Below are 14301 nucleotides of genomic sequence, written 5' to 3' on the forward strand. Positions count from 1 at the left end.
CGTGCGCACGCTCGCCTACATCGCCAACCGCTCCGACTGGCTCGCCGAACCGTACGTCTGGCAGGACCGCGCCCGGACGCTCGAGGACCGCCTCAGCGACACGCTGCACCAGTCGCTGATGCAGCGCTTCGTCGACCGCCGCACGAGCACGCTGTTGCGCTCGCTCCACCAGCATGCCGGCCCTATCCTCGGCGGGATCGCGGCCGACGGCGAGGTGACGGTCGAGGGCCACGTGGTCGGCCGCCTGACCGGGGTCCATTTCGAGCCCGTGCGCGGCGACACGGCGCTCGAGGCCCGGGCTTTGCGCGGCGCGGTCGAGCGGGCGGTCGCGCCCGAGGTCGCGCGGCGGCTTGGCGAACTCGCGAGCGAGGGCGACGAAGCCTTCAGCCTCGAACTGGGCGGCGTGGTGGCGTGGCGCGGAATCGCGGCCGGAGAGATCGCCGGAGGCGCGCCGTTCAAACCGCGGGTGCGCCTCATCGGCGAGTTCGGCCAGGACATGCCGCGCGAGCGCGCCGCGCGCCGGCTCGAGGCGTTCGTGGCCGGCGAAGCGACCCGGCGGCTCGCGCCGCTGAAACGTCTGACCGAGGCGATCGCCGACGGCCGCCTGAGAGGTCTTGCGCGCGGCGTCGCCTACCAGCTCGTCGAGCAGTTCGGAGTACTCGATCGGCGCGCAGCCGAAGAACACATCCGGGCGCTGAGCCGCAACGAGCGGCGGGTGCTGAAAACTTTCGGCGTCCAGTTCGGCGCCTTCTCGCTCTACCTGCCCGGACTTTTGACGGCTGAGGCGCGTTCGATCGGCGCGGTGTTCGCCAACCTGGCTGCGCCGCGGTGGCGCCCGACCGTTAACGGCTTGAGCGTGCTGCCGCACCCCGTTCCGCCGCCGGAGGCCCTCAGCCTGCGCGGCCTCGCCGCGGTCGCCGGGCTTGCGATCCCAGTGCTGACGCTGGAGACATTCGACGCGATGGCCCGGGCCGCGCCGTCCGAAAGGCCCGACCTCGTCGCGCTGACCCCGGAGCTGCTCGCTGCGGTCGGCTGGACGACGGGCGAGGCCGATTCCATTCTCCGCGCGCTCGGCCTCGTGCGGGTGCGGAAAACCGATCCCGCCGAAGCGAGCCTCTGGCGCCGCCGCCCGTTCGCGCCCCGTCCCCCCATGCCCGCCCGTCCTGCCTCCCCGGCTGAGACGCGCGTCGCCCCGTCGCCTTCCGCCCCGGCGCGGAAGGGACGGCGCCGTAACCGCCGCCGGGTCACTGCAGCAACAGGGACTTCCGTTTGAACGAAGCCGTCGCAACCTGCCGCGCCGACGTCTGGCTCTGGCGCGCAAGATTCTTCAAGACGCGGACCCTCGCCGCGCGAACCATCGAGGAAGGCGGCATTCGCCTCTCTCGTGGCCCTTCCCGCTCCCCCATCGACAAGCCGAGTCGGTCGCTTCGTGCGGGCGACGTGCTCACCATCGCCCAAGGCCAGCGCTTTCTCGCCGTGAAGGTCGAGGCGCTCGGCGAGCGTCGCGGTCCGGCGCCCGAGGCGCGGGGGCTGTACAGCTTGCTCGAGGGGCCGCGTGACGGGGTGACGGCGCAGGTCCTCATCCGGCCCTTCGGGCCACCTTCCCCCTGAGGGGGAAGGGCGCTAACATCCATTATACCGTAAGGCGCCGGCCGTTCGCGCCCCCTTCTCCCTCGGGGAGAAGGTGTCGCCGAAGGCGACGGATGAGGGTCCGCGCCAGCGTCAGAGCCGGCTCAAAAGCTCCGCTTTTTTTGCGGAAAATTCGGCTTCGGTGAGAATGCCCTTGGCGTGGAGATCCGCCAGCTTCTCGATGACGGCGAGAACGTTCTCGTGTCCGGCGGGCGCGGTTTCGGGCCTCGCCGTCGCCGGAGGCGTCGGGAGCTCAGCCGCGGAGGGCGAGGCCGGAGAGCGCGCGCCCGAGACGATGGGCAGGCGCCCGACGTCCACGGTTCCGTGCTGGCTCGTGAAGGTCACGGAACCCGTCCCCGACTGCTGTTGCGAGAAACCGCCGATCTGGTGGTCCTGCGTGTCGTACACCGTCACCTTCCCGTCGATGTCGACCGCGAGGCGGCGGGCGGCAGGAAAGTACGCGTAACGCGCCGCATTTTGCGCGCCGACGCTGGACGGCGCGCCGAGATCGGCGGGCCACCAGTTCGCCCCGCCGGACGCCTCAGGCGTGAGCAGGCTCGACTGTCTCCCGCCCATGGGGGCGGCGCCCCCCTGGCTCTGCGACTGGAAAGAGCCGGCGACCGCCAGACCCGGTTCGCGCCTCACCAGCGCGGACAATTCGACGCAGAGCGCGTCCACCCGCGCCTTCAGGGCGTTGTTGAACATGTCCGACAGCATGATCGCGCCGCCGGACATCCACTGACCCGAGCCGCCGAATTCCGGATGGCTGAACTGCGCCATCCCGCCATTGCCGGCGATGACGGCGAACAGCATCGACGCCACGGCGTCCGAACTGAAACCGGTGCGTTGAGCGATGTCCGCGACGGCGCGAAGGCCTTCCGGCGAAAGTTTCGGCATGAAGGGCGTCCGTGCTCTCAGGCGTCGCCGCCGCCACGCGCGGCTTTGGGACACTCGCACGCCCTGCGCTTGAAGCCAATCCCCTGCCGGCACCGTCGCGTCAAGGGAAGAGGCGACAGTCGGCAGGAATGGCGTGCGGCGCGGGCCGACAAAGCCCTATGGCGACTTTGTCGCCTGTTTGATGTCCAACAGGTTCGCCCGGTCGCCATCGGTCAGCGCGGCAGCGACGGGGCAGTCCTTGCTGTCCTTGTTCATGAGGTCGTCGATCAGGCCGGAGGCCGCGGTGACGGCGGCCGCTAGCCGCAGAGAGAAACCGGGCCCGCGCAAAATATGAATCGCGTCGCCGCCGCCGGAGCAGACGAGTCTTTTCAAGACCGTCGCAACGGCCGCGTCATAGGCCTTTTCGTCCACGCTGGCCGCCTCCAGCGCCTCTCGCCACGCCGCAGCATCGGGCGGCGGCGCGGCCGCGGGATCGCAAGACGCGAGCGCCTTGTCGGAATTTGAGCAGGAGAGAACTTGGATGCGCCCCAGCGCTTGCTCCCGAAGGCTCCCCGGCGAGGGCGTCCCAATGATGGTCCGCAGCAGGGCCTGATATGAATTGTTGTCCCAGGGGCGGCGGTTCGAAGCCTCGTCGGGCCATTCCGGCAGCCAGGTCTCGCCGGACATTCGGAGGGCGGAAGGCGTCACGGACGACCTTGCGCGATTGGTCCGCCAGAGATAGGCGCCTGTTAGGTCGGTCGCTTCCAGTTCCGCACCCTGCAATGACGCGCCCTGAAGCTGCGCGTCCTTGAGCGACGCGCCCTGAAGCTGCGTTCCAGTAAGCCACGCGCCTTGAAGCTGCGCGCTAATGATCGACGCGCCCCGGAGCAGTGCGAAATCGAGGTTGGCGCCCTGAAGCTGCGCGCGGTCGAGCTTCGCGCCTTGAAACTGCGTCGCAACGAGCAACGCGCTCTGAAGCTGCGCTCGCTCGAGCCGCGCGCCCTGAAGCTGCGCGTTGAAAAGCGACGCGCCTTGAAGCTGCGCTTCAACGAGCCACGCGGCCTGAAGGTGCGCCCCAACGAGCGACGCTCCCTGAAGTTGCGCGACGTTGAGCGATGCGCCCTGAAGATCGGCGCCTTCGAAATCAACCTTCGGCAGGCTGGCGAAATCGAAGATCGCGCCCCTCAGATCGCGGCCGCGCGCGCGAAAGATGAAATCATGCCACTTGGCCTTCTCGGGATCATCGATGCCAAGGCCCTCGTAGACGTTGAGACCCGGCAGAACGAGCGTGGCGGAGAACGGGAGCCTGAGGCGGGTAACTCGGTCGGGACTGGCATCGAACAGCCAGTCGTGCAGCGAGACCCTTTGCGCGTTCAGGACCCAATCCCGAAACGACGCCGTCCTGGGCACCCCGCGCGCGTCCGTTTTTGTCGCGGGGTTCGCCCATTCGGCCGTCACGGGAAGAATTCGCCAACTCAGCAAGTCTTCCTGCCACTCGCCCGGGAAGGTGACGACCGCCACGGAGAAGAAGACAACAGCAAAGCCGATGGCCAAGCCCAATGCCTCCCAAATCCAAGAGCCGAATGGGCCGCCCAATTCGCGGTCGGACAGAATTTTCCGCCACAGCCACGCGAGCAACAGCAGGTCCGCCACGAGCGCGACGCGCTGAGTCCAGGCGATGACGGCGTGATGGAAGGGGAGGAACTGGATTTGAAAGATGAGGAGAAGCAGAACCGGGGCAATGACCAGCGTCAGCCATGCGATTGCGCGCAACAACCATCCGAACAGGCTTTGGCGCAGGTCGGATGGCCCAGCGAGAATCTGGATGAAAATGTTGCTCGGCAATTGCCGCCTGAGGCTATCGCGCTTTTCCTTCCTTTCCTCCCGCTCGGTGTCGGAAGAGCTGCCCTTGTCCCCGATCTGGTCGTAAAGCGCCTGATGGTAGCGCTTGACCTTGTCGCTCAGCATGACGAGGTGCACGAGCGTGTAGGCGTGGACGACGAGGAAGATGAGCGGTGCCAGAAAGAAGAACGCGACCAGCGGAAGCTCGACGCTGAGGAATGGCAGCTTGACCGGCTTCTCGAAGAAAAGGTCAGCGTGGGTGACCGCGCCCGCGGCGACCGCGAGATAGAAGAGCACGAACAGGTAGGAGATCCACAAGCCCCCGCCGATCGCGGCCGCGTCGTCGACCGCCTTCTTGATCGCCTCGAGGTCGTCGGCCTTTTTGGCGATTTCTGGCAGGTCGTTCGAGCGCTTGGCTGACTCTTCGGCCGGGTTCTCGGCTCCGCTCGCGCCTGCCCGCGCCTCGCCACGAGCCAACCGCGCCGCGCTGGCCCGGCGACGCAATCGAACGCGCTCCCAAGTTCCGCCGCGCCCCAACGCCTGAGCCCCGCCTCACAACAGTGACCCGTCATTCCTACACGGCCGGCCGGAGTTCTCAACAGGCGGGGCGGCGCGCGGGGATGCTCAGCAATTGCGTCGCTTTAGCTGATGGGCGCGCAAGAATTTCTGGATATCAGTATATATAACATACGAAAAGAGTGGCTACGCCAAGTCACAACATACATAAATTGTACGTTATTATACCGCCGTTGAGCCGTTCCGGCACAGGAGTCGCGCAAAGGAGGTGGCAAGCCTCTGGAATCGTTCTGGCGCGCAACAGCGTGCGCGAACGGTTCCCGGCGATAAGAGCCTCAGGCCGAGGCCGTCGCCTTACCCTCCTTCGCCGCCTCCATCAGGCCGACGAAACGGCGGAAGAGGTAGTGGCTGTCGCGAGGGCCGGGCGAGGCCTCGGGGTGATACTGCACCGAGAAGGCCGGGCGATCTGTCAGCGCCACGCCGCAGTTCGAGCCGTCGAACAGCGAGACGTGCGTCTCCTGGACGTTCTCGGGCAGGGTCGAGCGATCGACGGCGAAACCGTGGTTCATCGACACGATCTCGACCTTTTTGGTGGTGTAATCCTTCACCGGATGGTTCGCGCCGTGGTGACCCTGCGGCATTTTGATCGTGCGCCCTCCGACCGCAATACCGAGGAGCTGATGACCGAGGCAGATGCCGAACAGCGGGATCCTCGTCTCGAGCAGCGCCCGGATGGTCGGCACGGCGTATGCGCCGGTCTCCGCCGGGTCGCCGGGGCCGTTCGACAGGAACACGCCGTCGGGGCGGAGCGCGAGAATCTCCTCCGCGGTCGCGGTCGCCGGCACGACTGTGACCGAGCAGCCGCAGTCGTTCAGGAGCCGCAGAATGTTGCGCTTCACGCCGTAGTCGACCGCGACGACGTGGAAGCGCGCCGCGGACCGCTTGCCGTAGCCGCCCTCGAGCGTCCAGCTCGTCTCGTCCCAGTCGTAGCGCTGGGTCGTGCCGACCTGCGGCACGAGGTCCATGCCGTCGATGCCCGGCCAGCGCTTCGCCTCCGCGCGCAGCGCGTCGATGTCGAAGACCCCGTCCGGCGCGTGGGCGATGACGGCGTTCGGCATGCCGGTCTTGCGGATGAGCGTCGTCAGCGCGCGGGTGTCGACGCCCGTCAGGCCGACGATCCCGCGCGATTTCAGCCAGGCGTCGAGCCGGCCGCTCGAGCGGAAATTGGACGGCTCGGAAAGATCGGCGCGGAAGATCGCGCCGACTGCCGCGGTGGAGGCGGCGGCGTTGACCACCTCGATGTCCTCGCCGTTGACGCCGACGATGCCGATATGCGGAAAGGTGAAAGTGATGATCTGGGCGGCGTAGGAAGGGTCGGTGAGAATCTCCTGGTAGCCCGTCATCGCCGTGTTGAAGCAAACCTCGCCGACGGCCGACCCCGCCGCCCCGACGCCAAAACCTTCGATCACGTCGCCGCTCGCCAGCACCAGGACGCCGGTCGCGACCCGCGGCCGCCAGCCGCGAGCGGTCCCGTCGTCCGGATCGACGGGGGATGGGGAGATTGTTGCGTTGGCCATGCGGCTGTGCTTAAGCGCCGCAGACTTCGCGCGTCAAGCCGACGCGCTTAAACAACATATCGAGGAACCCATGGCGGACGTACAGCCGCTGCGTGACACGGTGACGGCCCAGATGAAGGAGGCGATGAAGTCCGGCGACAAGGTTCGCGTCGGCGCGTTGCGCCTGATCATGGCGGCGCTGAAAGACCGGGAGATCGAGGCGCGCGGGGCCGGCAAGATCGTCAGCCGCGCCGACGAACTCGCCCTGCTCACCAAGATGGTCAAGTCCCGCCAGGAATCGGCCGCGATCTACGCCGAGGCGGGCCGCGCGGAGCTTGCGGCGCAGGAGAACGCCGAGGTCGCGGTGATCAACGAGTTCCTGCCCAAGCAGATGAGCGAGGCGGAAGTGACCGCCGCCGCCAAGGCCGCCATCACCGCGACAGGGGCGGCGAGCGTCAAAGACATGGGCAGGGTCGTCAACGCGCTCAAGGAGGCGCATCCCGGCCAAATGGACTTCGCCAAGGCGAGCGCCATCGTGAAGAGCCTGCTGGCGGGCTGAAGCGTCGCGCATGCTCGGCCAGATTCGCGTCCGTTCGCTCGCCGGCGAGCGATCGCGCGGGTGGCTCACGGCGGGGCCGTTCCGTATCGCCTGCGCGCTCGGGCCCTCGGGCGTCGTGCGAATCAAGCGCGAAGGCGACCGGGGCACGCCGGCCGGCCGGTTCGCGTTGCTCTGGGCCTACTTCCGTCCCGACCGCCCGCGTCCGCGCGTCGGCGGCATACCGCTTGTCCCGATGCGGCCGGACCAGGGGTGGTGCGAGGACCCGGCGAGCCCGCGCTACAACCGGCCCGTCCGCCTGCCCGCCGCCGACTGCACCGACAGAATGTGGCGCAAGGACCATCTCTACGACCTGACCTTCGTGCTCGACCAGAACTTCTCATCCCGCGCCAAGGGCCGGGGCAGCGCGATCTTCTTCCACCTCGCGCGCCCGGACCTCGCGCCGACCGCCGGCTGCGTCGCGATTTCGGCCTCGGACATGCGTAGGCTCGCGCCCCGGCTCGCCCGGAATTGCGTCATGATCATCGGCTAGCCGAACCCGTCCCGCCGGCGGCCGCCATTGAATCCCTGACGCCGGGATTGCAACGCCTAAGGAGCCCACTGTGGCTAGGTTGCCCAACTATCTGGGCTGGAGGCGAGCCCTTGAAGCCCATGCCGAACCAATCAATCCACAAAGCTGGATGCTCGTAGCGCTCGGCCAAGGCGCTTGCCAACAGCTAACGCTATAAGAGCGCAAATGCCCGCCCGGCGGAACGCGCTGCGGCTTCAGGCCTTCCGGCTGAGGGCGAACTCCGGCCGCCATCCGCCGTGCCGACGTAGCCCGTGCGCGACAGCGAGGACGGCCAGCACCTTGGGCGCGACCTTGCCGCCCTGTCGGAAACCCGCCGAGACGGCGTCGGTCGAGAGCGGCGCGGAGGGGGAAGCGAGCGCGGCAATGACGGCGGCGGTCCGGGCGAAATCGTCGGCAGGGAAATTCTGGCGCTCGCCGGCCGCGGCGGGCGCAGCCCCATGCCGGCGCCGACGAGGTCGCGTTCGGCCCTTTCCTTGGGCGAGCCGAAGCGCCGGTCCTAGCGCCCCCTCACGATCTCCACCCCGACGGACCCCGCCACGACGTCCAGCTTCTCGACGCGCACGCGGACCTGCCGCACGCGCGGGTGCTTCAATACGATCGCCGCGACCTCCTCGGCGACGGTCTCGATGAAGTCGACATGACCGCGGCCGACGACGATCCGGACGGCGTCGAGGATGACGTCATACGAGACGACCGCGCGCATATCGTCGGCATGGGCCGCGATGCGGGCGACGGCGGCGTCGATGTTGAACAGGAGGCGCTGCCTGACGCCCCGCTCGTGCGCGTACGCGCCGATCTCGGCGGTCGTCAAAAAGTCGTGGACGAAGATCGTGTCGGAAGCGGACCCGGTTGTCGCCGCGTCGCCGGGCGAAGCGCGCGGACCGGACAGCGTGCGCTCGCTCTCGCCCGAACCTCGCAGCCCCGCGCCTCTCCCAATTGGCGAGAGGAAGCCGGCGCCGCGCTCCTTCGTATCCTCGTGTGGAATCAGGTCGCGAATGAGGGCGACCCGATGGGGATCGAGCGGGCCGGCGCGGCGACCACGCAGGCAGAGCGCGCTGCGGAAACCGAGGATGTCGGGATCGAGCAGCAGCAGGCGCGGAACATCTGGGCCCTGCAACGCGCCGGCGAGCCACGCGCCGAGTTCGAGCTCGCGGCACCGCCGGCAGAAGGCCTCGATCCGGTGCGGCGGCAGGTGTCGAGGAGCCGCTTGCCGCCCTTCTCGGCGGCGTCGAGAAGGGCGGCCCGGAACCCGAGCGCGGCCAGCCGGTCGAGCGCGCCGAAATCGGGGTCGCGGTCGGCAAAGAGCACGCCGACGAGAGGGATCTGCTTCGCCAGCCCGGAAAGCGCGGCGTCGAGCCGATCCAGCGTATCGGCGTTCGCGGCCAGGCGTATCGCGCCAACTCCTGCGGCCGACAGCGCATGGGCCTGCGCCGAGAGCCTTTCGCCGTCATAGGGCGGATTCCCGAGCGCTGCGCTGATCGCGCGCGCCTTTCCGGCCGACCGGGCCGCGTCGGCGATCGTCTCGATGGCGACCACGCCGAGGGCGCCGCCGCTCGCATCGGAAAAGTCGAGGATATCGGCGCCGCCGTCGAGCGCGACTCGGGCTTCGGCCGCGTTAACGACGCTGGCGAGCATCTGGGTCATGCCGGAATCATAGGGCGGATCGGTTCGCGCGTCTGCCGCCGAGGCGCGGCTTTCAGGCCTGCAACGAAAGTTGACGCGCAGGCCAATGTGGTGAAACCTTGCATCGGAAAAGTCCTTTGCCAATTGCGCCGCTCAGGCGAAGTCCTCGCAACGAGAGGCGTCAAATAACGCGAGGCGCCAGCCGGCGAGAGGACTGTCTTTCCAAACCGCAGGCGGGGCGCGTTCGCCGTATTTCCGCCGCCCGGCTGTCATAATCAAAGGGCGAGCCGGGATCGAATGAGGACGCCGCTCAAAAAGCGGCGCCCCGTCTGGAGCGCAGCCGGGGGCGCTGCGAAAAAGGCTCAAAGCACACGTGTTTTCAGCCGTGTTCGCGCTCAAAACCTGTTGCAAAAAGAGCACATTGAGCAGAGATCTGGCGGCCAGGCCATATCGCTGTCGCCGTTGGCCTTCCCGTCGCTCGGCGCCCCAGTTTGGAGCGTTGCCGGGCTAACGCCCGGAAAAGGCGCGCGTTCGTCTGTTACGCAATTGCCATACTTCCGTCATCTGGTCGCCGGCCGGAGTCTCGGCGTTCGAAGCCGGCGCGATTTCTTGCTCAACGGCCCCTAGTTTCGATTCTAAATCCTGCTTTAGTGTGCGCCGCAGAGCACGGGATTCGTGCGCGTCGGGCGAACACGGGTTTGCGCGGCGGCCGGAAATTGAAAATCGAGGTCCGGCCGCGCGAGTTTCGGGGGCATATGATGAAGAGACTTGGCATTGTTCTTCTGGCAACCGTCGGGCTCGCCGCTATGGCCCAGGCGGCCGATCTGCCCACGACAAAGGCGCCTGCGGCGGCCCCGCCGAACTGCTGGTCGAGCTTCTGGACCTGGCTGAACTCTTCGGCGAGCGACTGCCCGCTCAGCGCCTACGGCATCACGCTCTACGGCACGCTGGATGTCAACGGGACGTATCTCAGTCAAGGCGCGGCCCGCAGCCCGAGCGCCGACAAGGTCTATTACGGCATTCAGAAGGCAGCCAACGGCCCTCATTATCTGTTCGGCTATAACGGTCTGAGCACGAATGTCGTTGGCCTCAAGATGAAGGAGGACATTCTTCCCTATGGCTGGTCGCTGATCGGCGTCCTCGAAGCGGGCGTCAACCCGTACTCCGGCATGTTCTTCAACGGCCCGCGGTCGCTGGCCGACAACAACCTCCGCCCGGCTAGCACTTTCCCATTTCAGACCACGAACTTGGATTCGAGCCGCGCGGGACAATGGGACAACTCGCAGGCCTATATTGGCGTCAGCAATCCGACCTGGGGCACGCTGACCTTCGGCCGCACCAACACGCTCGCGTTCGACGTCATGTCGGCCTATGATCCGGTGGCGTCCACCGCCTTCTCCCTAATTGGGTTCTCGAGTTCGTTCCCCGGCTTCGGCGACACCGAGACCGTTCGCACCACTGCCGTCACCTACCGCCTGACCTATCAGAATTTCCGGGCTGCGGGTCAGGTGACGGTCGGCGGCTATGATTGGGACAATGGCGCCTCCAATCAGTACCAGGGTCAGCTCGGCGCCGATTTCGGGCCGCTGTCGCTCGACGGGGTGGTCAGCTACGCGCAGAACGCCGTGTCGCTTTCGACTTATGGCCTGAACCCCTATCCGTCGAACTCGAGCCTCAAGCTGATCGACGGCGACTGGTTCATCATCCAGAAGAATATTTACGGACTGAATCAATATTACAACCCCAACGACATCCTGAAGGCGACGCTCTCCAACAACTTCGGCCTTGAATTCACCGCGAAATACAAGTGGAACACGGTCACCTTCTACGCCGGAGACATTTACGCAAATCTAGCGAATCCTTCGAGCGCCTACGCGAATGGCTTCCAGACGATCGCCGGCGGCATCTTCGTTCCGTCGGGCGCCGTGAGCTCCACGGCCTACCTCAACAACGGCGTGGTGAACGCTCCGCCTTACGCTTACAACAAGGTCCTCAACACGATCTGGACCGGCTTCAAATGGTCGATTTTGAGCAACCTCGACTATGCAATGGGTTTCTACTATCAGAGCCAGAACAACTATAACTTCACGTGGAATACGGGGAAGATCAGCGGCGTCCCCTATGGGTACGCCACGTCCGCCGCCTGCACCGGCACCGGCGCTTTCATCAGCAGCAGCAAGTGCGCCGGCAGTCAGGACGCGGTTTCAGCGTTTCTCGATTACCGGCCGGTCCCGCGGGTTGATATCTATGGAGGCGTGATGCTCAGCAACCTCTACGGCGGCTTGGCCAATGGCGCCGCCAAGACCTATTACGCGATTCCCGGCAACACCAAGTACTCCTGGCAGTCGGCCCCCACCCAGAGTTGGGACCCGACCATCGGCATCCGTATCCGCTTCTGACGAATAGGACTCGGCGGAGAGCGACCCCTTCCCGCGTCCAATCAGACCTTCATTGTCGAGCCGCAGGCGATCGCCTTGCGGCTCGATCTGCGTTTGGCCGCCCCGCGAAGGGTTCTCGCGTCAGCCGGGATTGCCGCCAATACAGCCCTTGTTGCAGTCGTTGATTCGGCGGCTTAGCCCGTCTTCATCACCCTGCCCGTTCCGATAGGGCCCGTAGCGGACCATGTGATGAACGTGATGATGGACGGAATGGCGGTGAACGGGATTCCCCACCGCGTCCGTCTGTTGCGATAAGGCGGGGATCGCCAGGAAGGTCGCAAGGCCAAGCCCGATTGCCATTGCCTGTTTCATGTTGCGCTCTCCTTGAAGTGAAACTTCAACGCCGGCGACGACGCGTTGTTCCCAGGCGATCGACCCGGTTTTCGCCGCAAGCCACAAGCCACCTCTTGTCGCCTTCGTCGCGTTAAGCCTGTCGAGCCCGTGCATGTCGCCCTGCCCGTTCGCGTGAGGTGCGACGGGCGAAAGAAAACACGCCGAACCCGAACCTGCGTGCGTCCCGGTAGTCCGGGGCGCTACCGATGTCGCCTGTGTTGCAATTGGATGTCTCGGCACGGCCCGTACGCGTTTGCCATCTCCATCCGGATAAGGCCCAATGTGTCGGGCGGCGGACACCCGTTCCGCGGCTGACCTTGACAGACGAGATGCAGAATCCGCTCGAAGGGTCAGCCGGGATTGCCGCCGATGCAGCCCTTGTTGCAATCGTTGATGTCGCGGCTCAGACCGTCCGTGTCGCCCTGGCCATTCGGATAGGGCGCGACGGACGGGAATCCGAGCACGGGGGCGGGCTGCGGGACCTGCGCGGCGGCGTTCGGCGCGATCCCACTCTCTCCAATGCTATGGTGAACGTGATGATAAACGTGGCGATGCGGGTGAACCGCCTTCGTTTCCTCGCCGGCGAGAGCCGGAAGTGACAGCGCCGCTGCGAAAACAAGGCCTAAGATGAGACTCTGTTTCATTTTGCTCTCCTCAAATTCAACCCGAACAAATCCGGTTCCACGCTTCCGTCTCCAGGGACGGGATCAGTAAGGGCCGTCGATACAGCCCTTGTTGCAGTCGTCGACGTTTCGGCTCAGTCCGTCCGTGTCGCCTTCCCCGGGCGGGTACGGCGCGATCTTCGGCCATTCGAGCGGGCGCGGCGGCGTGGCGAACGGGCTGATGAAAGGCCCCTGAAACGGGGTCCAAGCGGGGACGGTCGCAACGGAAACCGCGCCCGACGCCACCATGACCGCGCCTCCGGCCCGACGCGCAAGGCGTCGCCCGTGCGTCCGATGGGTGCGGTGAACCGGACTGACGTCCCGCCCCGACGCTGTCGTTATGGCGACAGGCCCGGTCGCGCCCACGGCGATCAACGCCGCGGCCGCCATGGTGGCCTTCACGATACTCTCCAAGTGGGAACGACTGCCGTTGCAGTCATGAATTCTTGCGTAGCGACGACATTTTCTCGTAAAGTCGAACTTAACGCTTTGAACAGCGCTTTTATATTAAATAAGAATTGTGATTCTAAAATCGCATTACCTAAATTCTAGTTTAGTTGGGAAGCGATGCCCGCCGCTCCGCGCGCGTCTCTCGGGAAGCCCGGACCGGACGGCGGCCTCGCCTGGCTCCAGCGACAACCGATTACGGTTCGCTTTTGCGCGGGGCGCCCTCGCCGCAGAAATCGACGTCCAGGGTCGCCGGCCAGAATCCCCGTGGGCCGGGCTCGCGGACCGAACGAGGCGCGTGACGCGTGCAGTGTCCGGCGCGGGCCCACCACGACATCGGCATATCGCCGCGGTTGACCGGATTGAGCCCCCGCTCGGACCGGCGCCAGTGAACGCAGTTGGCGCAAAAGGCGCCGATCGAGAACCGGGCTGCGGCGACGCCGTCGCCGCAGCCGTCGGTCCCATGGGTCAGGGGCCAATGCGCCGCGGTTTCGGGACGAGTGGTCGCTTCGGGCGCCCAGCGATAGCACACGCCCTCGCTGTCGCGCAGCTTGCGCCAGAGCGCGCAGGCGCCGCAATTCTCCGGTCGTTCCGCCGTGTCGTTCATAGCCTGCCTTGTGGAATCTCCTTCACCATCTGGACGGGATCCGGCGTGACGTCGATCGTCCTTGGCGGGTACGAAAGCGGCGCGCTCCATCCTCCGCCCAGCGCAAGCATCAGGCCAATGTCGGATTCCAGTTCCCGGGTATGCAACGCGATCGCCAGGCGTTCGGCTTCGAGCGCCGTGCTCTGAGCCGTGACGACGTCGAGATAGGACGAGGCGCCGTCACGGTAAAGCGTCAGCGAAAGGTTCGCGGCCTGGCGGGCGGCCGTCGCGGCGGTCGTGGTCTGTCGCCATTCTGCGGCTAGCCAGATGAGGGCGCTCAGGTCGTCCTGCACCTCCTTGACGGCGCCCAAAACCGTCGCACGGTAGTTCTCCGCGGCTTCGGTGAACCCGGCCTTGGCGACGTCAAGCTCGGCCTGCCTCAGCCCGGCGTCGAACAAGGGCAGATCGACCGAAGGGCCGATGGTTCCAAAGGTGTTTCCGGGGTTGAACAGCCGGAAGCCGGTATCCTGCGTTCCGCCGATGGCGATGAGCGTGAACCTCGGAAAGAAATTGGCGCGCGCCACGCCGACGCCAAAATCTGCTGCAGCGGTCAGGCGTTCGGCTTCGGCGACATCCGGCCGCCGCCGCAGCACGTCGGCCGGAACG

At 66.3% G+C, this 14301-nt stretch carries 13 protein-coding genes and 2 pseudogenes; 5 read left to right on the forward strand and 10 right to left on the reverse strand.

The genetic code is table 11. The features are described from left to right. Together ACLP25_RS15630 and ACLP25_RS15635 are read left to right on the forward strand one after the other, a co-directional pair. Nucleotides 1-1273: pseudogene (locus tag ACLP25_RS15630) on the forward strand (hypothetical protein); the annotation flags it as partial. Beyond that, nucleotides 1270-1611, forward strand: coding sequence for an RNA-binding S4 domain-containing protein (locus tag ACLP25_RS15635; RefSeq protein WP_442470107.1), 342 nt, complete (start codon nt 1270-1272; stop codon nt 1609-1611). The pseudogene ACLP25_RS15630 and the gene ACLP25_RS15635, both read left to right, overlap by 4 nt. Before the next feature lie 111 nt (nt 1612-1722). On the opposite strand, the gene ACLP25_RS15640 is transcribed toward ACLP25_RS15635, so the two are convergent. The 3 genes from ACLP25_RS15640 to carA all read right to left on the reverse strand — a co-directional run bounded on the left by ACLP25_RS15640 (nt 1723) and on the right by carA (nt 6440). After that, nucleotides 1723-2526 carry an SHOCT domain-containing protein gene (locus ACLP25_RS15640; RefSeq protein WP_442470108.1) on the reverse strand — a complete coding sequence of 268 codons (804 nt, stop codon included), beginning with the start codon at nt 2524-2526 and terminating at the stop codon, nt 1723-1725. A 156-nt stretch (nt 2527-2682) separates the two neighbouring features. Beyond that, the gene (locus ACLP25_RS15645) at nt 2683-4824 is read right to left on the reverse strand and encodes a pentapeptide repeat-containing protein (RefSeq protein WP_442470109.1); all 2142 of its coding nucleotides are present in this window, start codon (nt 4822-4824) and stop codon (nt 2683-2685) included. A gap of 374 nt (nt 4825-5198) precedes the next feature. After that, nucleotides 5199-6440, reverse strand: a complete 1242-nt coding sequence (gene carA, locus ACLP25_RS15650; protein ID WP_442470110.1) for a glutamine-hydrolyzing carbamoyl-phosphate synthase small subunit — start codon at nt 6438-6440, stop codon at nt 5199-5201. 70 nt (nt 6441-6510) lie between these two features. Between carA and ACLP25_RS15655 the strand changes: the two genes are divergently transcribed. Together ACLP25_RS15655 and ACLP25_RS15660 are read left to right on the forward strand one after the other, a co-directional pair. Then, a complete protein-coding gene (locus tag ACLP25_RS15655; protein ID WP_442470111.1) occupies nt 6511-6978 on the forward strand; it encodes a GatB/YqeY domain-containing protein in 468 nt (155 codons plus the stop codon). Nucleotides 6979-6988: 10 nt separating this feature from the next. Then, nucleotides 6989-7507: a L,D-transpeptidase family protein gene (locus ACLP25_RS15660; RefSeq protein WP_442470112.1), complete on the forward strand. Its 519-nt coding sequence runs from the start codon at nt 6989-6991 to the stop codon at nt 7505-7507. Between the two features lie 535 nt (nt 7508-8042). On the opposite strand, the gene ACLP25_RS15665 is transcribed toward ACLP25_RS15660, so the two are convergent. Continuing rightward, nucleotides 8043-8618 carry a dihydroneopterin aldolase gene (locus tag ACLP25_RS15665; RefSeq protein ID WP_442470119.1) on the reverse strand — a complete coding sequence of 192 codons (576 nt, stop codon included), beginning with the start codon at nt 8616-8618 and terminating at the stop codon, nt 8043-8045. Beyond that, nucleotides 8604-9190, reverse strand: a pseudogene (locus ACLP25_RS15670) ((5-formylfuran-3-yl)methyl phosphate synthase); the annotation flags it as partial. The pseudogene ACLP25_RS15670 and the gene ACLP25_RS15665, both read right to left, overlap by 15 nt. Nucleotides 9191-9924: 734 nt before the next feature. On the opposite strand from ACLP25_RS15670, the gene ACLP25_RS15675 reads away from it, so the two are divergent. Beyond that, nucleotides 9925-11568 (forward strand): porin, encoded by a 1644-nt coding sequence (locus tag ACLP25_RS15675; RefSeq protein ID WP_442470113.1) that lies wholly within the window; start codon nt 9925-9927, stop codon nt 11566-11568. Nucleotides 11569-11688: 120 nt separating this feature from the next. Here the strand turns inward: ACLP25_RS15675 and ACLP25_RS15680 are convergent, their stop codons facing one another. From ACLP25_RS15680 to ACLP25_RS15700, 5 genes are all read right to left on the reverse strand, one after another. After that, nucleotides 11689-12054 (reverse strand): hypothetical protein, encoded by a 366-nt coding sequence (locus ACLP25_RS15680; protein ID WP_442470114.1) that lies wholly within the window; start codon nt 12052-12054, stop codon nt 11689-11691. A 236-nt stretch (nt 12055-12290) separates the two neighbouring features. Then, complete coding sequence (locus ACLP25_RS15685; RefSeq protein WP_442470115.1) at nt 12291-12584, reverse strand: hypothetical protein; 294 nt, start codon at nt 12582-12584, stop codon at nt 12291-12293. A 63-nt stretch (nt 12585-12647) separates the two neighbouring features. Further along, nucleotides 12648-13004, reverse strand: coding sequence for a hypothetical protein (locus ACLP25_RS15690; RefSeq protein WP_442470116.1), 357 nt, complete (start codon nt 13002-13004; stop codon nt 12648-12650). A 241-nt stretch (nt 13005-13245) separates the two neighbouring features. Continuing rightward, nucleotides 13246-13656 carry a hypothetical protein gene (locus ACLP25_RS15695; protein ID WP_442470117.1) on the reverse strand — a complete coding sequence of 137 codons (411 nt, stop codon included), beginning with the start codon at nt 13654-13656 and terminating at the stop codon, nt 13246-13248. Continuing rightward, the coding region (locus tag ACLP25_RS15700) for a TolC family protein (RefSeq protein ID WP_442470118.1) at nt 13653-14301 on the reverse strand (649 nt) is incomplete at its 5' end. The genes ACLP25_RS15695 and ACLP25_RS15700, both read right to left, overlap by 4 nt.

The organism is Roseiarcus sp., assembly GCF_052145395.1.
Classification (GTDB): domain Bacteria; phylum Pseudomonadota; class Alphaproteobacteria; order Rhizobiales; family Beijerinckiaceae; genus Roseiarcus.